The 22,639-nt window shown below is 72.3% G+C and carries 26 protein-coding genes and 1 pseudogene; 16 read left to right on the top strand and 11 right to left on the bottom strand.

Going from position 1 to position 22,639, the window contains the following annotated elements:
- The first annotated feature begins 40 nt into the window (after positions 1–40).
- Together F8R89_RS06920 and F8R89_RS06915 are read left to right on the top strand one after the other, a co-directional pair.
- The gene (locus F8R89_RS06920) at positions 41–475 is read left to right on the top strand and encodes a GNAT family N-acetyltransferase (RefSeq protein WP_151783127.1); all 435 of its coding nucleotides are present in this window, start codon (positions 41–43) and stop codon (positions 473–475) included.
- 121 nt (positions 476–596) lie between these two features.
- The gene (locus F8R89_RS06915; RefSeq protein WP_151783126.1) at positions 597–1,190 is read left to right on the top strand and encodes a histidine phosphatase family protein; all 594 of its coding nucleotides are present in this window, start codon (positions 597–599) and stop codon (positions 1,188–1,190) included.
- Here F8R89_RS06915 and F8R89_RS06910 read toward each other — a convergent pair.
- Positions 1,172–1,615: a DUF6314 family protein gene (locus F8R89_RS06910; RefSeq protein WP_151783125.1), complete on the bottom strand. Its 444-nt coding sequence runs from the start codon at positions 1,613–1,615 to the stop codon at positions 1,172–1,174. The genes F8R89_RS06915 and F8R89_RS06910 overlap by 19 nt on opposite strands.
- Positions 1,616–1,737: 122 nt before the next feature.
- On the opposite strand from F8R89_RS06910, the gene F8R89_RS06905 reads away from it, so the two are divergent.
- Positions 1,738–2,217 (top strand): RidA family protein, encoded by a 480-nt coding sequence (locus F8R89_RS06905; protein ID WP_225994343.1) that lies wholly within the window; start codon positions 1,738–1,740, stop codon positions 2,215–2,217.
- On the opposite strand, the gene F8R89_RS06900 is transcribed toward F8R89_RS06905, so the two are convergent.
- The gene (locus tag F8R89_RS06900; RefSeq protein ID WP_225994342.1) at positions 2,171–2,911 is read right to left on the bottom strand and encodes an MBL fold metallo-hydrolase; all 741 of its coding nucleotides are present in this window, start codon (positions 2,909–2,911) and stop codon (positions 2,171–2,173) included. The two genes, F8R89_RS06905 and F8R89_RS06900, sit on opposite strands and share 47 nt — an antisense overlap.
- A gap of 274 nt (positions 2,912–3,185) precedes the next feature.
- On the opposite strand from F8R89_RS06900, the gene F8R89_RS06895 reads away from it, so the two are divergent.
- The 6 genes from F8R89_RS06895 (at position 3,186) to F8R89_RS06870 (ending at position 8,588) form a co-directional block, all read left to right on the top strand.
- Positions 3,186–3,584, top strand: coding sequence for a MerR family transcriptional regulator (locus F8R89_RS06895; protein ID WP_225994341.1), 399 nt, complete (start codon positions 3,186–3,188; stop codon positions 3,582–3,584).
- A gap of 140 nt (positions 3,585–3,724) precedes the next feature.
- A complete protein-coding gene (argC, locus tag F8R89_RS06890; protein ID WP_151783123.1) occupies positions 3,725–4,753 on the top strand; it encodes an N-acetyl-gamma-glutamyl-phosphate reductase in 1,029 nt (342 codons plus the stop codon).
- Positions 4,750–5,925, top strand: a complete 1,176-nt coding sequence (argJ, locus tag F8R89_RS06885; RefSeq protein ID WP_151783122.1) for a bifunctional glutamate N-acetyltransferase/amino-acid acetyltransferase ArgJ — start codon at positions 4,750–4,752, stop codon at positions 5,923–5,925. Before argC ends, argJ begins: the two co-directional genes overlap by 4 nt.
- A complete protein-coding gene (gene argB / locus F8R89_RS06880; RefSeq protein WP_151783121.1) occupies positions 5,922–6,833 on the top strand; it encodes an acetylglutamate kinase in 912 nt (303 codons plus the stop codon). The genes argJ and argB overlap by 4 nt, the downstream gene beginning before the upstream one ends.
- On the top strand, positions 6,830–8,026 hold the full coding sequence (locus F8R89_RS06875) for an acetylornithine transaminase (protein WP_151783120.1): 1,197 nt from the start codon (positions 6,830–6,832) through the stop codon (positions 8,024–8,026). The genes argB and F8R89_RS06875 overlap by 4 nt, the downstream gene beginning before the upstream one ends.
- A gap of 7 nt (positions 8,027–8,033) precedes the next feature.
- Positions 8,034–8,588 carry an arginine repressor gene (locus F8R89_RS06870; protein WP_151783119.1) on the top strand — a complete coding sequence of 185 codons (555 nt, stop codon included), beginning with the start codon at positions 8,034–8,036 and terminating at the stop codon, positions 8,586–8,588.
- A 17-nt stretch (positions 8,589–8,605) separates the two neighbouring features.
- Here the strand turns inward: F8R89_RS06870 and F8R89_RS06865 are convergent, their stop codons facing one another.
- From F8R89_RS06865 to F8R89_RS06840, 6 genes and pseudogenes are all read right to left on the bottom strand, one after another.
- Positions 8,606–9,346 (bottom strand): FAD:protein FMN transferase, encoded by a 741-nt coding sequence (locus F8R89_RS06865; RefSeq protein WP_225994340.1) that lies wholly within the window; start codon positions 9,344–9,346, stop codon positions 8,606–8,608.
- A gap of 55 nt (positions 9,347–9,401) precedes the next feature.
- Complete coding sequence (locus F8R89_RS06860; protein ID WP_151783118.1) at positions 9,402–10,175, bottom strand: FMN-binding protein; 774 nt, start codon at positions 10,173–10,175, stop codon at positions 9,402–9,404.
- A 46-nt stretch (positions 10,176–10,221) separates the two neighbouring features.
- Complete coding sequence (locus F8R89_RS06855) at positions 10,222–11,604, bottom strand: ferric reductase-like transmembrane domain-containing protein (protein WP_192806060.1); 1,383 nt, start codon at positions 11,602–11,604, stop codon at positions 10,222–10,224.
- A gap of 90 nt (positions 11,605–11,694) precedes the next feature.
- A complete protein-coding gene (locus F8R89_RS06850) occupies positions 11,695–12,399 on the bottom strand; it encodes a L,D-transpeptidase family protein (RefSeq protein ID WP_151783117.1) in 705 nt (234 codons plus the stop codon).
- A 3-nt stretch (positions 12,400–12,402) separates the two neighbouring features.
- Complete coding sequence (locus F8R89_RS06845; RefSeq protein WP_151783116.1) at positions 12,403–12,990, bottom strand: pyridoxamine 5'-phosphate oxidase family protein; 588 nt, start codon at positions 12,988–12,990, stop codon at positions 12,403–12,405.
- Between the two features lie 151 nt (positions 12,991–13,141).
- Positions 13,142–13,576: pseudogene (locus F8R89_RS06840) on the bottom strand (hypothetical protein); the annotation flags it as partial.
- Positions 13,577–13,855: 279 nt separating this feature from the next.
- Between F8R89_RS06840 and argH the strand changes: the two are divergent.
- The 4 genes from argH (at position 13,856) to F8R89_RS06820 (ending at position 18,498) form a co-directional block, all read left to right on the top strand.
- Complete coding sequence (argH, locus tag F8R89_RS06835; protein ID WP_151783114.1) at positions 13,856–15,286, top strand: argininosuccinate lyase; 1,431 nt, start codon at positions 13,856–13,858, stop codon at positions 15,284–15,286.
- Between the two features lie 76 nt (positions 15,287–15,362).
- Positions 15,363–16,334 (top strand): aldo/keto reductase, encoded by a 972-nt coding sequence (locus F8R89_RS06830; RefSeq protein ID WP_151783113.1) that lies wholly within the window; start codon positions 15,363–15,365, stop codon positions 16,332–16,334.
- Between the two features lie 83 nt (positions 16,335–16,417).
- Complete coding sequence (locus F8R89_RS06825; protein ID WP_151783112.1) at positions 16,418–16,969, top strand: TetR/AcrR family transcriptional regulator; 552 nt, start codon at positions 16,418–16,420, stop codon at positions 16,967–16,969.
- Positions 16,966–18,498, top strand: coding sequence for an MFS transporter (locus tag F8R89_RS06820; RefSeq protein ID WP_151783111.1), 1,533 nt, complete (start codon positions 16,966–16,968; stop codon positions 18,496–18,498). Before F8R89_RS06825 ends, F8R89_RS06820 begins: the two co-directional genes overlap by 4 nt.
- A gap of 10 nt (positions 18,499–18,508) precedes the next feature.
- Here the strand turns inward: F8R89_RS06820 and F8R89_RS06815 are convergent, their stop codons facing one another.
- The gene (locus tag F8R89_RS06815; protein ID WP_151788016.1) at positions 18,509–19,183 is read right to left on the bottom strand and encodes a lysophospholipid acyltransferase family protein; all 675 of its coding nucleotides are present in this window, start codon (positions 19,181–19,183) and stop codon (positions 18,509–18,511) included.
- A gap of 364 nt (positions 19,184–19,547) precedes the next feature.
- On the opposite strand from F8R89_RS06815, the gene F8R89_RS06810 reads away from it, so the two are divergent.
- From F8R89_RS06810 to F8R89_RS06800, 3 genes are all read left to right on the top strand, one after another.
- Entirely contained in the window at positions 19,548–20,735 is a 1,188-nt protein-coding gene (locus F8R89_RS06810; RefSeq protein ID WP_151783110.1) for a glycerophosphodiester phosphodiesterase, read from the top strand.
- A 74-nt stretch (positions 20,736–20,809) separates the two neighbouring features.
- Positions 20,810–21,319 carry an RNA polymerase sigma factor gene (locus tag F8R89_RS06805; protein ID WP_151783109.1) on the top strand — a complete coding sequence of 170 codons (510 nt, stop codon included), beginning with the start codon at positions 20,810–20,812 and terminating at the stop codon, positions 21,317–21,319.
- 45 nt (positions 21,320–21,364) lie between these two features.
- Positions 21,365–21,862 (top strand): GNAT family N-acetyltransferase, encoded by a 498-nt coding sequence (locus tag F8R89_RS06800; RefSeq protein WP_151788015.1) that lies wholly within the window; start codon positions 21,365–21,367, stop codon positions 21,860–21,862.
- Here F8R89_RS06800 and F8R89_RS06795 read toward each other — a convergent pair.
- Both F8R89_RS06795 and F8R89_RS06790 read right to left on the bottom strand, forming a co-directional pair.
- Complete coding sequence (locus F8R89_RS06795; RefSeq protein ID WP_151783108.1) at positions 21,852–22,268, bottom strand: hypothetical protein; 417 nt, start codon at positions 22,266–22,268, stop codon at positions 21,852–21,854. The two genes, F8R89_RS06800 and F8R89_RS06795, sit on opposite strands and share 11 nt — an antisense overlap.
- Position 22,269: 1 nt before the next feature.
- Positions 22,270–22,629 carry a hypothetical protein gene (locus F8R89_RS06790; protein WP_151783107.1) on the bottom strand — a complete coding sequence of 120 codons (360 nt, stop codon included), beginning with the start codon at positions 22,627–22,629 and terminating at the stop codon, positions 22,270–22,272.
- Positions 22,630–22,639: the final 10 nt, after the last annotated feature.

Here is a 22,639-nt window from a genome sequence, read left to right as displayed (position 1 = left end):
ACGCTCGACGCGGCCTCACGGCCCCTGCGAGTCTCGGCGCATGACCGACACCCCGCCCCTCGCCGAGGGCTACGAGATCTCCACCGACGCCGCCCGCCTCGACCGCGAGCGGGTGCACCGCTGGCTGTCCACCGACGCCTACTGGGCGCTCGGCCGGCCCCGGGAGAAGCAGGAGGCGGCGATCGACGGCTCGCTGAACTTCGGGGTGTACGACACGGCGTCGGGGGAGCAGGCCGCGTACGCCCGGGTCGTCACCGACCGCGCCACCTTCGCCTGGCTCTGCGACGTCTACGTCGACCCGTCGGTGCGCGGCAAGGGCATCGGGACCGCCCTCGTCGGGGCCGTGCGCGAGCACCTGCGCCCGTACGGCGTCCGGCGCGTCCTGCTCGCCACGCACGACGCCCACGGGGTGTACGCCAAGCTCGGGTTCGCGGAGCTGGAGACCCCGGGGCACTGGATGGCGCTGTACCTGTAAGGGCCCTTTTCACATGGGTCCGCCCGGATGATCCCGACCACACAGTGAGGGAGCGTCCACGGTCGGTGACATGGGCACGCTCCCTCTTGACCTGGTCACCGTCCCGTCACACCATCACCGCATGTCGCTTCGGGTCACGTTCGTCGCCGCCGCGCGCAGCTCCTCGCTGCTCGCCGAGCGCTTCCAGGACGACCGGCCGCTCGACCAGGCCGGCTGGGACGAGGTGCAACACGTCGCCCGCGACCTGCTGCCGCTGGCGGCCGCCGACCTGCGCTACTGCTCGCCCACCCCGCGCAGCCGCGCCACCGGCGACGCCCTCGGTTACGCCCCGCTGGTCCAGCTGGCCCTGCGGGACTGCGACATGGGCCGCTGGCGCGGGCTCACGCTGGGCGAGGCGATGGCCCGGGAGCCCGACGCGGTGGACGCCTGGCTCGCCGACCCGCGCGGCACCCCGCACGGCGGCGAGTCGCTGATCGCGTTCATCTCCCGGGTCGGCGGCTGGCTCGACACCCGGCCCGTCGAGGACGGCGACCGGATCGTGGCGGTGGCCGAGCCGTCCGTGATCCGGGCCGCGCTGGTCTACGCCCTGAAGGTGCCGCCGTCGACGTACTGGAACATCGATGTCAGACCGCTGTCGGCGACCACCGTCATCGGGCACGCCGGCCGCTGGAACCTGCGCCTGGAGGGCACCTCGGCTCAGACCACGCGCGCGTAGTCCGTGGTGAGGACCAGGTCCTTGGCGGGTCCGCGCACGCGCCACACGGTCCGCCAGTGGTCGGCGTCCCGGACCGTGAAGTCGCCCCGGTAGAGGTCCGCCGAGCAGGGATGGTCCGCGATGTGGCGGCCGGTGCGCAGATCCAGGTCGTGGAACGGGCGGCCGTCGGCGAACCGCACATCGGCCGTGCCGGGTGCGCCGCCGGGCAGGAAGCGCAGGGTGCGCTCCGCGGGCCGGGGCACCCCGCGCCAGACGAACTCGCCGGACTCGTGGTGCAGCAGTCCGCCCTCCTCCAGGGGGCCGAAGACCGTCGTACCGGTGAACGCGCCCTCGTCACCGCTCGCGAGATCGCACACGGAACGCGTGACCCGCCAGTCGCCGGCCAGATAGCCCAGTACCTCCGGCACCGGCCAGAACTCGCCCATCCCGTCCCTCTCTTCCGGCACATCGGGCCCCGCGGAACCCGTCGACGCTCTTCGTTCCCCCTCATCTTCCCTGCACGGCGCCGTGATGGACGTGCCCCTGCCGGTCACCTAGCGTGCGGCGCATGACAGAGCGACGTGCGATCCTCAGCGGCTCGACCTTCGAGGAGCAGATCGGCTATGCCCGTGCCGTGGTCGACGGCGACCGGGTGCATGTGTCCGGGACGACCGGGTTCGACTACACCACCATGACGATCTCCGACGATGTGGTGGAGCAGGCCGAACAGTGCCTGCGCAACATCGGGGCCGCACTGGCCGAGGCGGGGTGCACCTTCGCCGACGTGGTGCGTGTGCGCTACCTCCTGCCGGACCGCGAGGACTTCGAGCCCTGCTGGCCGGTCCTGCGCCGCCGTTTCGGCGACGTCCAGCCGGCCGCGACGATGCTCGTGTGCGGTCTCGCCGACCCGAGGATGAGGATCGAGATAGAGGTGTCCGCGCGGCGACGCGCCCCGCTGCACGGTGGTGCGGCGAGCGATCACTCGGTGACGCCCGTCGACATCAGGTCGGCAGCTGCCGGGCCGCCCGGTGGTCGTGTGTCGGGATGATCGTGACCCGGTCCTTGACGGCGTGCAGGCGGTGCAGGGTCCGGAAGGTCTCGTCCCGGTCCTCGTCGGCGAGCCTGCCGGGATAGCCGGCCTTCTGCCGGATGAGGTCGATCTGGGCGGTGTGCCAGGCGGCGTCGCCGGCGAGCAGCACCCAGCCCGCTGCCGTGTGCGCCAGTACCCCGACGCTGCCAGGGGTGTGTCCCGCGAGGTCGACGAGCACGACGGAACCGTCCCCGAAGAGGTCGTGGCCGGCGGCGAAGGTGAGGATCGGCGGGCCGTCCAGTTCGTACGGGACGATGTCCCGGCCGCGCAGAGCCCCCCGGACGCCCCCCACGGGCGCGATCGGGCCTCGCGCGACCCAGTCGTGTTCGCGGCGGTGCAGGAGTACCGGCAGTTCGGGGAGATCGAGGAGCCCACACACGTGGTCCCAGTGCGCGTGCGTCGGCAGCGCGAAGTCCAGGTCGGGACCCGGCCGCTCATGCAGCGCGGTGACGGTGGCGACGGTGTCCGCCGGGGGCCGCACCGCGACCCGCAGGACCGGCGGCAGTTCCGCGATGGCGCGGCTGCCGACGTCCAGGCAGACACCCGGATCCACGATGAACGTCGCCTCCGGATGGGTGATCACGAACGACAGCAGCGAGTTCGCGATGCGCCGCGGGTGCCGCAGCCCCTCCACGATCAGCGCGGTGGGCACGGACCGCGGCACCTGTCTCAGCGCGGACACCGTGACCGACACGGCCGTGTCCGGTAACCCCGCGTCGGTCAAGCCGCGCAGAAACCGCTCGTCGCGGCGTCGGGGACGCACAAGACCCGCGGCCAGGCTCGCGACCGCGCCACAGCACGCGGCCGGCGTCGGTGATCTCACAGCGTCGGACATGGCGGCCCTGTCCCTCTCACGATCGGGTGGTGGGTTCGATGGCGGGACGGTATTACTTCAGGCCGACCTGAAGTAAAGGAGTGTGCTGTCCGTGGCGGAGTTGAAGATCGGCGATGCGGCCGCCCTGCTCGGGGTGGCCACCCATGTCCTCCGGCACTGGGAGGACCTCGGACTGCTCACCCCGCGCCGGCTGCCCTCCGGGCATCGCGTCTACGACGACCAGACCGTGGGCCGGGCCCGCCTCATCCAGATCGCCCGGCGGTCCGGGCTGTCACTCGCCGAGATCGGTGAACTCGTGGCGGGGGAACGGGCGGACCGCATCGGCCTGATCGACGCGAAGCGCGCCCGGATCGCCGAACACATCGCGGACCTCGAACTGGCCGACCGGTTCCTGGCCCACCTGGTGCACTGCGTGCACCCGGTCGTCTCCGACTGCCCGGAGTGTTCCGCCCTGGTGGAGCGGGGCGCGCGATCGGCGATCACCCGGTGATCAGCATGGGGACGCGTGCGGCACGGCAGTGGTGAACGCGCGCTTCTTCGCGTCTGTCTCTCGCGCCGCCGCCCGCCCGTGAATGGATTGCATAAAACTGCGGCGAAACGTATAGTCATGCCATCAAGGAGGAGGCATCCATGGCGGTACGTGCGGCAGTGGCCGGAGCGAGCGGATACGCGGGCGGGGAACTGCTGCGTCTGCTCCTGGTGCACCCCGAGGTCGAGATCGGCGTCCTGACCGGCAACAGCAACGCGGGACAGCGCCTCGGGGCGCTCCAGCCGCACCTGCTGCCGCTCGCCGACCGGGTGCTGGCCCCGACCACGCCCGAGGCGCTGGCCGGGCACGACGTCGTCTTCCTCGCCCTGCCGCACGGGCAGTCCGCCGCCGTCGCCGAGCAGCTCGGCCCCGACGTGCTCGTCGTCGACATGGGAGCCGACTTCCGGCTGAAGGACGCCGGTGACTGGGAGCGGTTCTACGGCTCCCCGCACGCCGGGACCTGGCCGTACGGACTGCCCGAGCTGCCGGGCGGCCGCGCCGCGCTGGAGGGTTCCCGGCGTATCGCGGTCCCCGGCTGCTACCCGACCGCCGTCTCACTGGCCCTCTTCCCCGCCTACGAGGCCGGCCTCGCCGAACCGGAGGCCGTGATCGTCGCCGCCTCCGGCACGTCCGGTGCCGGCAAGGCGCCCAAGCCGCACCTGCTGGGCAGCGAGGTCATGGGCTCCATGACGCCGTACGGCGTCGGCGGCGGGCACCGGCACACCCCCGAGATGATCCAGAACCTCAGCGCGGCCGCGGGGGAGCGGGTCTCCGTCTCCTTCACGCCGACCCTCGCGCCGATGCCCCGCGGCATCCTCGCCACGTGCAGCGCCCGCGCCAAGGACGGCGTCGGCGCCGGGGCGGTGCGCGCCGCCTACGAGAAGGCGTTCGCCGACGAGCCGTTCGTCCACCTCCTCCCCGAGGGGCAGTGGCCCGCCACCGCCTCCGTCCACGGTTCCAACGCCGTGCAGGTGCAGGTCGCGTACGACGAGGCCGCGGGCCGCGTCATCGCGATCAGCGCCATCGACAACCTCACCAAGGGCACCGCGGGCGGTGCCGTCCAGAGCATGAACATCGCCCTGGGGCTCGACGAGAGCACCGGGCTTTCCACGATCGGAGTCGCGCCGTGAGTGTGACGGCAGCCAAGGGATTCACGGCGGCGGGGATCGCCGCCGGGATCAAGGAGAACGGCAACCCGGACCTGGCCCTCGTGGTCAACACCGGGCCGCGCCGAGCCGCCGCGGGCGTGTTCACCTCCAACCGCGTCAAGGCCGCGCCCGTGCTGTGGTCCGAGCAGGTCCTCAAGGGCGGCCAGGTGTCGGCCGTCGTCCTCAACTCCGGTGGCGCCAACGCCTGTACGGGACCGAAGGGCTTCCAGGACACCCACGCCACCGCCGAGAAGGCGGCCGAGGTGCTCGGCCGGGGCGCCATCGAGATCGCCGTGTGCTCGACCGGTCTGATCGGCGTCCTGCTGCCCATGGACAAGCTGCTCCCGGGCATCGAGACGGCCGCCGGGCAGCTCTCCGAGCACGGCGGCGAGAAGGCCGCCATCGCCATCAAGACCACCGACACCGTCCACAAGACGTCCGTGGTGACCTGGGGGTCCCCCCGGACGGAGTCTGGGGGAGGCTGGACCGTCGGCGGCATGGCCAAGGGCGCCGGCATGCTCGCCCCCGGCCTCGCCACCATGCTGGTCGTCCTCACCACGGACGCCGACCTCGACGACGCGACGCTGGACAAGGCGCTGCGGGCCGCCACCCGGGTCACCTTCGACCGGGTCGACTCCGACGGCTGCATGTCCACCAACGACACCGTCCTGCTGCTCTCCTCCGGCGCGTCCGGCGTCACCCCGGCCTACGAGGAGTTCGCCGAGGCGGTCCGGCAGGTCTGCGACGACCTCGGGCAGCAGCTCATCCGGGACGCCGAGGGCGCCAGCAAGGACATCAGGATCGAGGTCGTCAACGCCGCGTCCGAGGACGACGCCGTCGAGGTGGGCCGCACCATCGCCCGCAACAACCTCCTCAAGTGCGCTGTCCACGGCGAGGACCCCAACTGGGGCCGGGTACTGTCCGCGATCGGCACGACGAAGGCCGCCTTCGAGCCGGACCGGCTCAACGTCGCCATCAACGGCGTCTGGGTCTGCAAGAACGGCGGCGTCGGCGAGGACCGGGAGAAGGTCGACATGCGCTACCGCGAGGTGCACATCGTCGCCGACCTCGCGGCCGGCTCCGAGACCGCCACGATCTGGACCAACGACCTCACCGCGGACTACGTCCACGAGAACAGCGCCTACTCGTCATGAGCAACACGACGCGGAAGCACACCGCGCTCCCCAAGGCCCAGATCCTCATCGAGGCGCTGCCCTGGCTCGTCCGCCACAACGGCAGAACCGTCGTCATCAAATTCGGCGGCAACGCCATGGTCGACGAGGACCTGAAGGCCGCGTTCGCCCAGGACGTCGTGTTCCTGCACCACGCCGGGCTCAAGCCGGTCGTCGTGCACGGCGGCGGCCCGCAGATCAGCGCCGCCCTCGACAAGCACGGCATCGTCAGCGAGTTCAAGGCCGGGCTCAGGGTGACCACCGAGGACGCCATGGACGTCGTACGGATGGTGCTCGCCGGGCAGGTCCAGCGCGAGCTGGTCAACCTGCTCAACCAGCACGGTCCGCTCGCCGTCGGTCTGACCGGCGAGGACGCGCACACCATCACCGCCACCAAGCACCGGCCCGAGATCGACGGCGAACCGGTCGACATCGGGCGGGTGGGCGAGATCACCGAGATCGACACGGGCGCGATCGAGGCCCTGCTCGCCGACGGCCGCATCCCGGTCGTCTCCTCCATCGCCCGCAGTCAGGACGACGGGCATGTCTACAACGTCAATGCTGATACGGCGGCTGCGGCACTCGCGGCTGCGCTGGGAGCGGAGACTCTCATGGTCCTCACGGACGTCGAGGGCCTCTACGAGGACTGGCCGCACAGCGACGAGGTGATCAGCCGCCTCACCGCCTCCCAGCTGGAGAAACTGCTGCCCGAACTCAGCTCGGGCATGGTGCCGAAGATGGAGGGCTGCCTGCACGCCGTACGCAACGGCGTCACCACCGCCCGCGTCATCGACGGCCGGGTCCAGCACTCGATCCTGCTGGAGATCTTCACCGATGAGGGAATCGGCACGATGGTCGTGCCGGACGCGCCGGAGGGGGACGCGCAGTGACCGCCAACCAGGAGTACGCCCAGCGGTGGCAGGGCTCGCTCATGAACAACTACGGCACCCCGCGGCTCCCCCTGGTGCGCGGCGAGGGCCTGAAGGTCTGGGACGCCGAGGGCACCCGGTACCTCGACTGGGTCGGCGGCATCGCCACCAACGCGCTCGGCCACGCCCACCCGGCGATCGTCGAGGCCGTGAGCCGGCAGATCGCCTCCCTCGGCCACATCTCCAACTTCTTCATGGCGGAGCCGACCGTCGCCCTCGCCGAACGGCTGCTCCAGCTGTTCGGCCGGGAGGGCAGGGTCTTCTTCTGCAACTCCGGCGCCGAGGCCAACGAGGCCGCGTTCAAGGTGGGCCGGCTCACCGGCCGCACTCATGTCGTCGCCACCGACGGCGGCTTCCACGGCCGCACCATGGGCGCCCTCGCGCTGACCGGCCAGCCCGGCAAGCGCGACCCCTTCCTGCCGCTGCCCGGCGACGTCACCCACGTCCCCTACGGCGACGCGCAGGCCCTGGCCGCGGCCGTCACCGACGAGACGGCCCTCGTCATCATCGAGCCCATCCAGGGCGAGAACGGCGTCGTCGTCCCGCCGGCCGGCTATCTGAAGGCGGCGCGGGCCATCACCGCCGCCACGGGCGCGCTGCTCGTCCTCGACGAGGTGCAGACCGGCATCGGCCGCACCGGGCACTGGTTCGCCTACCAGGCCCACGAAGGCGTCCTCCCGGACGTCGTCACCCTCGCCAAGCAGCTCGGCGGCGGACTGCCGCTCGGCGCCACGGTCGCCTTCGGGCGGGCCGCGGACCTGCTCAGGCCCGGTCAGCACGGCACGACCTTCGGCGGCAACCCGGTCGCCTGCGCGGCCGGCCTCGCCGTCCTGGACACCATCGCGGACGACGGACTGCTGGAGAACGTCAAGCGCCAGAGCGAGAAACTGCGCGACGGCGTCGAGGCCCTCGGCCACCCGATGATCGACCATGTCCGGGGCGCGGGACTGCTCCTCGGTATCGTGCTCACCGGGCCGCACGCCGCCGGTGTGCAGCAGGCGGCCCAGGACGCCGGTTTCCTGGTGAACGCGCCCGCCCCCGATGTCGTACGGCTGATGCCGCCGCTGAACCTGGGCGACGACGAAGTGGAAGCGCTTCTTCAGGCCCTGCCGGGCATCCTGGACGTGGCCGCAGGGGACGGATCCGGAGAATGAGACGACGATGAGCCAGGCGCAGGACCACGGGCACAACGGCGCGAACGGGGCCGCGGGCCCCGCCGTGCCGCAGACCCGCACCGCACGTCACCGCCGGATCGTGGACATCCTCAACCGGCAGCCGGTGCGGTCGCAGAGTCAGCTGGCGAAGCTGCTCGCCGACGACGGGCTGAGCGTCACCCAGGCGACGCTCTCCCGCGACCTCGACGAGCTGAACGCCGTCAAGATCCGCAACAACGACGGCGACCTCATCTACGCGGTGCCCAGCGAGGGCGGCTTCCGTACGCCCCGCGCCCCGCTCGGGGAGTCCGCCAAGGAGGAGCGGATGCGGCGGCTCTCCCAGGAACTGCTGATCTCCGCGGAGGCCTCGGCGAACCTCGTGGTCCTGCGCACCCCTCCGGGGGCGGCCCAGTTCCTGGCGTCGGCCATCGACCAGGCCGAACTGCACGACATCCTCGGCACGATCGCCGGCGACGACACCCTGATGCTGATCAGCCGGAACCCCACGGGCGGCCAGGCGCTCGCCGACCACCTGCTGAGGCTCGCCCAGAACACCCACTGAGCGGGGGCGGGCCCGCCTCAGCCCAGGCGGGCCGCCAGCCCTCCCGTGCAGCGCACCTCGTCGCCCGCGGTGATCAGCAGCGCCTCCACGTCCGGCAGCGACTCCAGCCAGGCCAGACCCTCCCGCGACCCCATCGCGAAGGCCGCCGTCGCCCAGCAGTCCGCCCAGGTCAGCCGGGGGGCGGTCACCGTCACGGCCACCAGGTCCGTGACCGCCGAGCGGCCCGTGCGCGGATCGACGATATGGGCGCCCCGCTCGGCCGTGCCGGAGGTGGCCACCGCCAGCTCGTCCAGTCCGGCCGCCGAGACGACCGCGGCGAGCCCTCCGGGACGCAGCGGGTCGGCCACGCCCACCCGCCACGGGCGCCGGGGACCCGGCGTCCCGAGCAGCTGCACATCGCCGCCGCCGTTCACGCTCACCCCGGTCACCCCGGGGACCGCGGTGAGACTCCGCGCCGCGCGCTCGACCGACCAGCCCTTGACGACGCCGGTCGGGTCCACGCTCCCCGCGTACGACGTGCTGAACCAGCCGCCGCTCGACCGCTCGGCCTCGGCGCCCAGTTCGAGCACCTCGGCCACCTCCGGATCGCAGTCGTCCAGCGTGATCTCCCCGCGCGCCAGCCGGGAGACCTGGCTGTCGTCGCGGTACGTGCTGAACACCTCGTCGACCCGGTGCAGCCCGGCGACCGCCTCGTCCAGGGCCGACCGGACGGCGTCGGGATCCCCGCCGCGGACGTCGAAGGAGACGACCGTCCCCATGACCTCCTCCGCACGACGTACCGCGGCGGGAGCTGGTGTCGGTTCCACCACCGTGTCAGCCACCGGCCTGGTCCAGGGCCGACTGCAGGGACTCCTTGTATCCGGCGCTGGTGTAGGTCGCCCCGGACACGGCGTCGATGTCGGCGCTGCCGGCCGCCACGGCCGCCTGGTTGAGCTTCGGCACCGCGTTCGCGGTGATGTTGGTGCTCTGCCCGCCGCTCGGCGCCTTCACGGCCTCCGCCTTGGTGATCTTCCCGCCGCTGACCGTGACACGGACCTGGACCGCCCCGTACTGGGTCTGCGCGACGGCGCCGGTGACGGTACGGGCCTGTGCCGCGCCCCCGCCGGAGTCCTGGCCGCCCGACCCCTGCCCGGCGCCCGCGGCCGCGTTCGCCTTGTCGATCGCCGACTGCAGGGACTGCTTGTACCCGGCGCTGGTGTAGGTCGCCCCGGACACGGCGTCGATGTCGGCGCTCTGGGCCGCCACCGCCGCCTGGTTGAGCTTGGGCACCGCGTTCGCGGTGACCTGGTCGCTCTGGCCGCCCTTGGGTGCCTGGACGGCCTCCGCCTTCGTGATCTTCCCGTTGGCCACGGTCAGCCGGACCTGGACCGCGCCGTACTGGGTGCGCGCCGCGTCACCGGTGACCGTGCCCGCTCCGGCGGCCTGCGCACCGCCCTGCGGCGAGGCCGCCACCGGGGGTGCCGCGCCGCCGGCCGCCTGGGCGGACGCCGGGTCGGTCGCCGGCTTCAGCGACAGCAGCAGCACGATCCCCGACACGGTGGCCGCACCGGCCAGCACGAAACGCCGGATGGGGTGGCTCTTCCTCATGGCTTTCCACAGCTCCTGGAGTGGTGATGACTCGAAGTCCGGTCGCTCACATCTCGAACGACTCGTGGTGGATGCGGCGGGCGGGCACTCCGGCGCCGCGCAGCGCCTCGTACACGGACTGCGCGAACCCGGGCGGGCCGCAGAGGAAGACGTCGTGCTGGTCGATGTCCGGCAGCTTCTGCCGCAGCCGCTCCGCCGAGATGTCCGGACGCTCACCGTCCGGGCTGTTGACCGCGTACATCAGCCGGGCACCGCGCTCGTCGGCGATGGCCGACAGCTCGTCCCACAGCGCCAGGTCCTGGGTGCTGTTGGCCCGGTAGAGCAGGGTGATGTCGCCGGAGGCGCCCGGCAGCGTCTCGAACAGGGCCCGCATCGGCGTGATGCCGACCCCGCCGGCCACCAGCAGCACCTTGCCCCGGCTGCGGCGCTGGGCCGTCAGGGCGCCGTAGGGGCCCTCCGCCCACACCTTGGTGCCGGGCCTCAGTTCGCGCAGCCGGGACGTGTGGTCGCCGATCGCCTTGACCGTGATCCGCAGCATGTCCGGGCGGGGCGCCGCCGACAGCGAGTAGGGGTGCGAGCTGAACCGCATGCCCGGCGCCTTGAACCGCCAGCGGAAGAAATGCCCGGCCTCCGCGCCCATCCGGTGCAGCTTGCGCCCGCCGATCAGCACCGACACGATGCCGGGCGTCTCCTCGATGACGGCCTCGACGTACATCCGGTGCCGCAGGTTCAGGCGGACCGGGGTGATGACCCGGTACCAGAGCACCAGCGCGGTGACCGCCCCGTACAGGCCGTACCAGAAGGTCTTCGCGGTGGGCTCGACGGCGAACTCGTTGCCGGTGGTGATCTGGTGCCAGAACGTCAGGAACACCGCCGCGTACGTCAGCAGGTGCACGTGGTACCAGGTGTCGTACGGGACGCGGCGCCGGATGCCGCCGACGGAGATGAACGCGATGACGAACAGCAGCCCGGTACCGATGGCCGCCTTGCCCATGTCGGGCAGCGTGTTGACGGAGTCGATCGTCTGCTGGACGACGTCACCGAGGGTCCGGCCGCTCTGCAGGGCGTAGGCCCACATCGTCAGGAAGACGTGCGCGACGACCAGGCAGACCGTGTACCGGCCGCTCATGGCGTGCCAGCGGGCGACCCGGTCCGAGCCCACCCGCCGCTCCAGCGCGGGCACCCGCGCCATCTGCAGGACGACCAGCGCCATCAGATAGCCGGCGAGCAGACCGGTGATGCGCCCGGCGGCGAGGATCTTCGCCGTGTTGTCCGCGAGGGACGGCGTGTTGTCCCACCACAGCCACAGCACCGCCGCCGCGCCCGCCCACAGGGCGACGACCAGCGGGACGGCCGGGGAGCGGCGCGGACGGATGCGGCGCATCGTCTGGCGGCGGGCGGCACGGCCGCCTGCGAGCGTGGTGGTCACGGTTCCTCCGGGGACGGGAGCAAGGGGGTTGACGTGGTCCCTTGGCCCAGAGATACGTGCGGGGAGGCCCGTGTGTTCAGCGGTTCCCGGTCAGTACCGGGTGATCGCGGTGGAGCCGGACGCGGTGCCGATCGCGATGTGCGGCTTGCGTCCGGGATCGGCCCATTCGAGGATGCTCCTCATCGCGTCCCGGGGCACCGACACACAACCCGCCGTCGCCCCGCGCCCGTTGACGTGGAGGAAGATCCCGGCGCCGCGTCCCTTCACCGGGCGGGTGTAGTTGAAGCCGATGACGAGGGCGTGCGCGTAGCGGGAGCCGTAGGTGATCAGGTGCTCCGACTCGGCGGGCCGGCAGTCGGGGGCGAGCGGCTGGCTCCAGCGGTTGTACGCGGCCGAGTCGTTGTCCTGGCACCACCAGGAGTCCTCGCGCACCCGGCGGTAGGTGTACGCCGTCCCGGGCGGCGCGGCCTCGATGCCGAAGGCGTACGGCAGCCGGAACAGCCCGGTCGGCGTCGTGTTCGTGCCCTGCTTCCGGCCCGTCCCCTGGACCAGGCCCTTGGCCCCGAACCGCGCCGGCGCCGAACCCGCCCGCACCCAGCGCCCGTCGGCCCGGTCCCACCAGGTCACCGTCCCCTCGGTGGAGCCGGTCCCGGGCGCCACGGCGGTGATCAGCTGGGTGCCGCCCCCGGTGTCGGCCATCCGGCCGGGCAGCGGGTCCGGCGCCCGGCCCGGCGTGGCACCGAGCGTGAGGAGGGAGACGGAGACGGACACGAGGGCGAGGGCGGCACGGCGCATGCCTCAGAAGCTAGAGGGGGGCAGCGGCAACGGCAGCCCGGGAAGTCCGTCCATGCTGGTCGCGATGTACTCCTTCTTGGTGAAGTACGCGTCCAGCGACGCGTCGTCCTCGCGGGCGAAGCGCCTGGCGTGCAGATCGCGGTCCTCGTCGTACGTCATCAGGGGGACGGCGTACCCGCAGGTGTCCCGGACGAGCTCGGCGTGGACGACGATGACGGCCCGCAGGCCGTGCTGGGCCGGGTCGATGCCGGAGAAGTGCCCGAGGAGTCCGGTGAAGCGCGGGTCGTCGCGGAAGACGGCCTCGCCGCGGCCGTGCACGCGCACGATGTTCGGCGGGCCCTGGAAGGCGCACCACATGAGGGTGATCCGGCCGTTCTCCCGCAGGTGCGCGACCGTCTCGGCGTTGGAGCCGGCGAAGTCCAGGTAGGCCACGGTGTGTTCGTCGAGGACCGCGAACGAGCCCTTCAGGCCCTTGGGGGAGAGGTTGACGGTGCCGTCGGCCGCGAGCGGCGCGGTGGCGGTGAAGAAGAGCGGCTGCTCCTCGATGAACGTGCGGAGCCTGCCGTCGATGCGTTCATAAGTTTTGCCCACGTCAATCGATTATGGGCGCTGTTCGTTCGGCTGTCTAAGGATTTCCCGTGCCGCCGCCGCGCCGCCGCCGTACGGCCGTCCCGGTGTCACCGCGGCCGCCCCGGCCGGCGTGCCAACGGGGCGGCCACGGCTGCCTGTCACGTCACCGGGTGAGCGTGCAGGCGGCGAACGCCTCCAGCCCGTCGGGCTTCGCTGCCGCGCGGCCGATGGCGGTCTCGATGCGGTTGAGCGCGGCGACGCGCTTGTCCTTGAGTGGGCCGAGGATGGCGTTCTGGACGAAGTTGGGGCCGCCCTGGCCGACGGTGTCGGCCAGGCGCTGGTTGGCCTCGGCGATCTGGGTCTGGAGCTGGGCGAGGGTGCGGTCGACCTCGGCCTGGGCGGAGGCGGGGACCGCGGGCAGTTCGCCGGTGACGTCGGGGCAGCTGATCGTGCCCGGACCGGCCAGCGTGCGGACGGGCTCGGCGCCCTGCCCGGACTCGCCGGCCAGGGCGAAACCGGCGATCACCGTGCCGGACAGCGCCACCGCGGCGGCGCCGCCGACGAACGCGACACGACGCTTGTGGTACTTCGGAAGAGCCCTGGACATACGGATGCCTCACTCGGGTTCGTTGTGCCGTCGGGGAGGAACGCGGCGCCTGCGCTCGCCGGGAGATACGAGTAAGCGGTTACCCGTGTTCAAACAGAGACCCGCGCGTTCCGATCGCGCGCGGCTCACCCCGACTCGGATTGACGAATCATGCAGACCTCTGCATACTCATGCATGCCGATACGTGGTGAGCCATCCGGCGCCCACCAGCGTGGCGACGGCCCCTCGTGCACGCCACGGGTGGCGCCGCCACACCCAGACCCCCGAGGAGCACAGCGAGTGAGCAGCAACAGCGGTGACGTCCGGCTCTGGGGCGGCCGTTTCGCCGACGGTCCCGCCGAGGCCCTGGCCAAGCTGTCCGCCTCCGTCCACTTCGACTGGCGGCTGGCGCCCTACGACATCGCCGGGTCCCGTGCGCACGCGCGCGTGCTCCACACGGCGGGGCTGCTCACCGAGGACGAGCTGACCCGGATGCTCGCCGGCCTCGACCAGCTGGAGGCGGACGTCGCCGACGGCTCGTTCACGGGCACGGTCGCCGACGAGGACGTGCACACGGCCCTGGAGCGGGGCCTGCTGGAGCGGCTCGGCCCCGACCTCGGCGGCAAGCTGCGCGCGGGCCGGTCCCGCAACGACCAGGTCGCCACCCTCTTCCGGATGTACCTGCGCGACCACGCCCGGATCATCGGCGGTCTGATCGCCGACCTCCAGGACGCGCTGATCGGGCTCGCCGAAGCGCACCCGGACGTGGCGATGCCCGGCCGCACCCACCTCCAGCACGCCCAGCCGGTGCTCTTCGCCCACCACGTCCTCGCCCACGTCCAGTCCCTGTCCCGGGACGCCGAACGGCTGCGGCAGTGGGACGAGCGGACGGCCGTCTCGCCGTACGGCTCGGGCGCGCTCGCGGGCTCCTCGCTCGGTCTGGACCCGGAGGCGGTGGCCAAGGACCTCGGCTTCGAGCACGGGTCGGCCGGCAACTCCATCGACGGCACGGCCTCCCGTGACTTCGCCGCCGAGTTCGCCTTCATCACCGCGATGATCGGCGTGAACCTCTCCCGGATCGCCGAGGAGGTCATCATCTGGAACACGAAGGAGTTCTCCTTCGTGACCCTGCACGACGCCTTCTCCACGGGCTCGTCGATCATGCCGCAGAAGAAGAACCCGGACATCGCCGAACTCGCCCGGGGCAAGAGCGGCCGTCTGATCGGCAACCTCACGGGTCTGATGGCCACGCTCAAGGCGCTCCCGCTGGCCTACAACCGGGACCTGCAGGAGGACAAGGAGCCGGTGTTCGACTCCTGCGACCAGCTGGAGGTCCTGCTCCCCGCCTTCACCGGCATGATGGCCACCCTCACGGTCAACCGTGAGCGCATGGAGGAACTGGCCCCGGCCGGCTTCTCCCTGGCCACCGACATCGCCGAGTGGCTGGTCAAGCAGGGCGTACCCTTCCGGGTCGCCCACGAGGTCGCCGGTGAGTGCGTGAAGGCCGCCGAGGCCGAGGGCAAGGAGCTCGACGAGCTGACGGACGACCAGTTCGCGAAGATCTCCGCGCATCTGACGCCCGAGGTGCGGACCGTGCTGAACGTGCCCGGGGCCCTGGCCTCCCGCAACGGCCGCGGCGGCACCGCCCCGAGCGCGGTCGCCGTCCAGCTCGCCGAGGTCAAGGCCGACGTGGCGGCCCAGCACACCTGGGCCACGGCCAAGAACGGCTGAGGCCCGCCCCGTGGGCCGGGGCGTCGCGGGTTACGTTGGTCGGGCAGCGGTACGAGCCGACCGAACGGAGCCCGCGATGCCCTTCGCCCGACTGGCGACAGCGACGACCCCGACCTGCCACATCGGACTCGGCCTCGCCGCCGTCGGCCGCCCCGGCTACATCAACCTCGGCCGGGACGAGGACCTCGGAGCCGACCGCAGCGTCGAGGCGCTGCGCGCCCGCACCCATGAACTTCTCGACGCCGCCTACGCCCAGGGCGTGCGCTATGTCGACGCCGCCCGCTCCTACGGCCGTTCGGAGGAGTTCCTCGCGTCCTGGCTCGCCGCCCGCCCCGACGTCGACGACGTCGTCGTCGGCAGCAAGTGGGGCTACACCTACACCGCGGACTGGACGACGGACGCCGAGCGGCACGAGGTCAAGGACCACGGCCTGGTCACCTTCGAGCGCCAGCGCGCCGAGACCGCAGCGCTGCTCGGTGACCGCCTCGACCTCTACCAGATCCACTCGGTCACCCCGGACAGCCCCGCGCTCACCGACAAGGAGCTGCACGCGCGGCTCGCCGAGACCGCCGCCGAGGGCGTGACCATCGGGTTCTCCACGAGCGGCCCGGCCCAGGCGGACGCCGTGCGCGCCGCCCTCGCCGTGACGGTCGACGGCGAACCCCTCTTCCGTACCGTCCAGTCGACGTACAACGTCCTGGAGACCTCGGTGGGACCGGCTCTCGCCGAGGCGCACGACGCCGGGCTGACGGTGATCGTCAAGGAGGGCATGGCCAACGGGCGGCTCGCCGGCCCGGCCGCGCCCGAGGCGCTGCGGGCCGTGGCCGCCGAGACCTCCCAGGGCTGCGACGCGGTCGCCCTCGCGTTCGTCCTGCGCCAGCCGTGGGCCGGTGTCGTCCTGTCCGGCGCCGCGACCACCGCGCAGCTGGCGTCCAACCTGCACGCCGCCGTGGTCGACCTGGACGAGGAGCGGCTGGCCCGGCTCACGGACCTCGCGGAGGAGCCGGCCGCGTACTGGGAGACGCGCGCCCGCCTGCCCTGGCACTGATCTTCTTACGCCCTCGTCCCCGGTGATGAGCGGCGCATGCCCTGGATGAGACATCACTGTCTCACATGGGTTACTCTCGTATCATGGCTGTCGATCGTGAACACGTGCTGCGCAGTGCCGCCGCCCTGCTGACCCGCAAGGCCACCGCGACCATGGACGAGGTCGCCAAGGCCGCCGGGATCAGTCGCGCCACCCTGCACCGGCAGTTCACGGGCCGTGACGCGCTCGTCCGCGCCCTGGAGGCGCTGGGCATCGCCGAGTGCGAGGCCGCGCTGGACGCGGCCGGCCTCGACAGCGGCCCCGCGTCCGACGCCGTACGCCGGCTCGTCCACGCGATCGAGCCCGCCGCGGGACTCCTCGCCTTCCTCTACACCGAGAACCAGCTCTACGAGGGCGAGGACGTCAACCCCGGCTGGACCGCGATCGACGAGCGCATCTCCGCCCTGTTCCGGCGCGGCCAGCTCGCCGGGGAGTTCCGCATCGACCTGACCCCGGCCTGGCTCACCGAGGCGCTGTTCGGCCTGATGGCCTCCGGCGCCTGGATGGTGCAGAGCGGCAAGGGAGCCCCCCGGGACTTCCACCACATGATCGTCGGGCTGCTGCTCGGCGGCGCGCTCCGGAGAGAGGAATCATGACCAGCACCCTGCGGCCGGCGGAGACGACCGAGGCGGTGACCGCGCGCCCGGGCCGTTGGCTCGCGCTGTCCGTCCTCGTCCTCGCCGTGCTGCTGGTGGCCGTCGACGCGACCGTCCTCGCTCTCGCGACGCCCTACATCAGCGAGGACCTCAAGCCCTCCGGCACCCAGCTCCTGTGGATCGGCGACGTCTACTCGTTCGTGATCGCGGGCCTGCTCGTGTCGATGGGCAGCCTCGGCGACCGCATCGGCCGCAAGCGGATCCTGCTCGTCGGCGCCACGGCGTTCGGCGCGCTGTCCGTCCTCAACGCCTACGCCACGAGCCCCGAGATGCTGATCGCCGCCCGGGCCCTGCTCGGCGTCGCGGGCGCCACCCTGATGCCGGCGACCCTCGCCCTCATCCGCAACCTCTTCCACGACCCGCGCGAGCGCAGCCTCGCCATCGGCATCTGGGGCGCCACGGCCTCCGCGGGCACCGCCGTCGGCCCGATAGCCGGCGGATTCCTGCTCGAACACTTCTGGTGGGGATCGGTCTTCCTGATCAACCTGCCCGTGATGGTGGTCCTGGTCCTCGTCGGCATCCGGCTGCTGCCCGAGTCCCGCGACCCGGCCCCGGGCCCCTGGGACCTGCCCAGCGTCCTGCTGTCCCTGCTCGGCATGGTCGGTGTCGTCTACGCGGTCAAGGAGGCCGCCGCGCACGGCTTCACCTGGCTCACGCTCGCCGCGGGCCTCGCGGGCGCGGGCGCCCTGTACGGCTTCGTCCGGCGCCAGTTCACCCTGCCGGCGCCGCTGCTCGACATGCGGCTGTTCCGCCACCGGGGCTTCAGCGGCGCGGTCCTGGCCGACCTGCTCACCATCCTCGGCCTGTCCGGGCTGGTGTTCTTCCTGTCGCAGTTCCTCCAGCTGGTGCAGGGCAGGGGACCGCTCGAAGCGGGTCTGGCCGAACTGCCCGCCGCGATCGGCGCGGTGGTCGCCGGTCTGGTCGCGGGCCGGGCGGCCCGCCGCTTCTCGGTCCGGGCCGTCGTCTCGGCCGGCCTCGCGTCGATCGGCGTGGCGCTCGCCGTGCTCACGGTGATCGACGCCGGCACGGGCTACCCCCTGCTGGGGGCGGCCCTCCTCGTGGTGGGCGTCGGCGCGGGCTTCTCCTTCACCGTGACGTCCGACGTGATCCTGTCCTCCGTACCGAAGGAGCAGGCGGGCGCCGCGTCGGCGGTGTCGGAGACGGCGTACGAACTCGGCGCCGCCCTCGGTATCGCGGTGCTCGGCTCGATCGTCACCGGCGTCTACCGGGGCTTCACCGGCCCGGCCGGCACCCCGGCCGAGGCCCACGAGTCCCTCGGCGGCGCGGTGGAGGCGGCGGCGGGCCTGCCCGCCCGGACCTCCGAGGCGATGCTGGACGCGGCCCGCGGCGCCTTCGTCGACGGCCTCGCCCTGGCGGCGGGCGCCGGAGCGGCCGTCCTGCTGGCGGCGGCGGTGGCGGCCTGGTTCCTGCTGCGCGGTCAGCGGCTGGACGACACGGCGTCCCGCTGAGCCACGAGGGTCAGGCCGCTTCCTTGGCCTTGCTGGCGTACATGTCCACGTACTCCTGGCCGGACAGCCGCATGACCTCGGCCATCACGGAGTCGGTCACCGCGCGCAGCACATAGCGGTCGCGGTCCATCCCCTCGTACCGGGAGAACTCCATCGCCTCGCCGAAGCGCACGGTCACCTTGCCCGGGCGGGGCATGCCGGCGCCGTTCGGCTGGATCTTGTCCGTGCCGATCATGGCGAACGGCACGACCGGCGCGCCCGTCATCAGCGTGAGGCGGGCGATGCCGGTGCGGCCCCGGTACAGGCGCCCGTCGGGGGAGCGGGTGCCCTCGGGGTAGATGCCGAAGACCTTGCCCTCCTCCAGGATCCGGCGCCCGGTCATCAGCGCGGCGACGCCGCCCCGGCCGCCGTCGCGGTCCACCGGGATCATGCCGACGCCCGTGAAGAACCAGGCCATGAGGCGGCCCTTGAAGCCCTTGCCGGTGACGTACTCGTCCTTGCCGATGAAGTAGACCTGCCGGTCGCACACCAGCGGAAGGATCATCGAGTCGATGAACGTGAGGTGGTTGCCGGCCAGGATGACCGGGCCGTCGCCCGGGATGTGCTCCGCGCCCTCCACCTGTGGGCGGAACATCAGGCGCATGATCGGTCCGAGCACTGCCTTGATGAGCGCGAAGCGGGACAACGGGCCCTCCGGTGTCAAGGGATTCATCTGTGTCTGTGCAGGTGAGGACGATACTCGCGGTGACCGCGATCCCGCACATCGGGTACGCCGACTTCACCCAGGTCTTACTCGCCGTTGACCTGCGTTCACCTGCGGTGACGCGGCGCCGGTGTGCCGTAACGCGGCCGCAACGGTGTGACGGACGTCGCTCGGGCGACGCATCCCGGGTTCCCCGTCCGGGCGTGGCGAATCCGATGCTCCGTCACCTCGCCGCCCCCACACGCCATCCGGTGTCACCGGCGTGTTCGGCCAGGGGTCTCCCATCTGTCATGCACGCGCACCTACGATCGGCCCGCACCGACGCATCGAGGCAGGAAGGGCGCTCATGGGAACCCAGGACAACGAGCAGACCGCCACCACCGGACGGCGGACTCTTCTCGGCGCGGCCGTACTCGGGGCGGGAGGCGTCCTCGGGCTCTCCGGTCAGGCGGCCGCCGCCGGCGGCGGGCACGGGGGCGGGGGACACGGGGGCGACGGGCACGGCCGTGGTCTGAAGAGCCTGCCGAAGCCGACGATCATCGGGCACCGCGGCGCCAGCGGCTACCGGCCCGAGCACACCCTCGGCTCCTACCAGCTGGCCCTCGACCTCGGCGCCGACATCGTCGAGGCCGGCGACCTCGTCCCCACCCGCGACGGGCACCTCGTCTGCCGGCACGAACCGGAGATCGGCGGCACCACCGATGTCGCGAACCACCCCGAGTTCGCGGGCCGCCGGAAGACCAAGTCGCTCGACGGAGTGCCCACGACCGGCTGGTTCACCGAGGACTTCACGCTGGCCGAGCTGAAGACCCTGCGGGCGACCGAGCGCATCCCGGCCAACCGCCCGCACAACACCCTCTACGACGGGCGCTGGGAGATCCCCACCTTCGAGGAGGTCCTCGCCTGGCAGGACGAGCAGACCCGGAAGAAGGGCCGCCAGGTCTGGATCTACCCCGAGCTCAAGCACCCCACCTACTTCCGTGAACAGGGACTCGGCCTGGAGGAGCGGGTCGCCAAGGTGCTGCGCCGGCACGGCAAGGACCGCGAGGACTCGCCCGTCATCCTCCAGTCCTTCGAGCCCACCAGCATCCGGCGCATGGACCGGCTCGTCGGCAACCCGCTCGTCGTCCTGCTCTCCGGCGCGGACACCCGCCCCTGGGACTTCGAGACGACGGGCGACCCGCGCACCACCGCCGACCTGATCACCCCGGCCGGGCTGCGGGAGATCGCCTCCTACGCCCAGGGCATCGGCCCCACCCTGGACCTGGTCATCCCCAAGGACGCCGCCGGCAGGCTGACCAGCCCGACCACCCTGGTCCGGGACGCGCACAGGGCCGGTCTCCTCCTGCACCCCTACACGATGCGCAACGAGAACCCCTTCCTGCCCGCCGAGTTCCGCAAGGGCACCGACCCGGACGCCTACGGCGACGTCTTCGGCGCCTACCGCGTGTACTTCGCAACCGGGATCGACGGCGTCTTCACCGACAACCCCGACACCGGCCTGCTCGCCCGCCAGGACCTCGTCAACCGCTGAGGCGCGGGCCCCGGTTGGGGTGAGCCGCGGCCGGCCGGGCAACCCCGCGCCCGGCCGGCCGCGTCGTGCCGCACATGAGGGACGACCTGGTGACCACCCTGCGCCCACTGCTCGCCGCCGAGGCCCGGGCCGAGGCCTCCGCCTCCGGGGCCGAGCCCGCCGACCTGGAACAGGCGGTGTGGCTGCGCCTCCTGGAACACCTCGACGCCGACGGCCCGCCCGCCGACCCGCACGCCTGGCTGCGCCGCGCCGTCCGCGCGGAGTCCCGCCGCAGCCGCCGTACGGCCCGGCACGAACGGCCCTACGAGCGCGAGCCCGCCGCCGACGCCGACCGGCACGACCCCGAGGGCCTGGCGCTCGCCGCCGCCCACCGCCGCGCCCTGCGCGACGCGGTCCGCCGGCTGCCCGGCCGGTGCCCCCGTCTGCTGGAGGCGCTGCTCTCCCCGCACGACCCGACCTACCGCGAGATCGCGGGGGAGTTGGGTATCTCACAGGGCAGTCTCGGCCCGGAACGTTCCAGATGCCTGGGATGTCTCCGGCGATTGCTCGCGCCGGAGGTTGCGGCCCGCGGTGCGCGGGGATAGGAGTGAGGGACTACCGGTGATCAGGTGAGCGGGAGGCGTGCGCACATGGGCATGAGCGTGACCATCTCTGCGGCGACCGAGCAGGACGCTGAGCAGATCTTCAGGCTGCAGTACCTGTGCTTCCAGAGCGAAGCCGCGCTGTACGGCAACTACCGCATCGCCCCGCTGATCCAGAGCCTGGACTCGGTCCGGGCCGAGGTCGCCGCGGACTGCGTCTTCGTGGCCCGCCTCGGCGAGGAGGTCGTCGGCTCGGTCCGCGGCCATGTCACCGAGGACGGCGCAGCCGCCATCGGCAAGCTCTGCGTCCACCCCCGTCTCCAGGGCCACGGCATCGGCGCCCGTCTGCTGCGGGCGGCCGAGGCCGCCCTCGCCGAGCAGCGCGGCGCGAAGCGGTTCCGTCTGGAGGCCGGCCACCGCAGCGAGGGCAACCTCCGCCTCTACCGCAAGGTCGGCTACGCCACGGTCGGCACCGCCCAGGGCGCCGACGGCGTCCCGATGATCGTCCTGGAGAAGGAGGCGGGCGCCTTCGCCACTACGGCGTGACGGCGCGGGCCCCGCGGAGCCAGTACAGGGCCGACAGCGGCAGCAGCACCGGGATGAAGAGATAGCCCATGCCGTAGTCGGACCAGACCGTCGCGTCGGGGAACGCCGAGGGCTCCACCAGGGTCCAGGTGCCGACGACGAGGACGCCCACGAGCTCGGCGGCGCAGCACACCAGCGCCGCCCTGCGGGCCCGCTCCCCGCCCCGCACCAGCGTGTACGTGATGAAGCCGTACACCACACCGGCCACCGCCGACAGCGTGTAGGCGAGCGGGGCCCGGCCGAAGTCCGTCGCGATCTGGTACGCCGAGCGCGACACCGCGCCGACCACCATCACCCCGTACAGCCAGACCAGCAGCACGCCGGGCCCGCTGATCAGACGGGCCGGCCTTTCCTCGGTCGTGGCCATCTCAGCCTCCCCAGATGTCATAGAGCCGCACCTCCAGCACGGCCAGCACCACGCCGCCCGCGGCGACCGTGACCGAGCCCCACTTGGAGCGCTCCGCCAGCGACATGAAGCCCGCCGCCGGCACGCACGCGAACGCGCCCAGCAGATACGCCACGAAGATCGTCGTGCCCTGCTCCGGCTTCTCGCCCCGCGCCAGCAGCACGATCCCGACGATCAGCTGCACCAGCGCCAGCACCGTCACGACGGCCATGCCGATGAAGTGCCAGTCCTTCGTCGGCTGGTCACGGGAGGCGGCCCAGCCGCACCACGCGGCGAGCAGCAGCGCGGCGACACCGGTCACCAGCATCAGGGCAGCGAACATGCCGGTGAGC

This window comes from Streptomyces sp. SS1-1 (assembly GCF_008973465.1).
Classification (GTDB): domain Bacteria; phylum Actinomycetota; class Actinomycetes; order Streptomycetales; family Streptomycetaceae; genus Streptomyces.
This window is presented reverse-complemented; position numbering and strand designations above follow the sequence as displayed.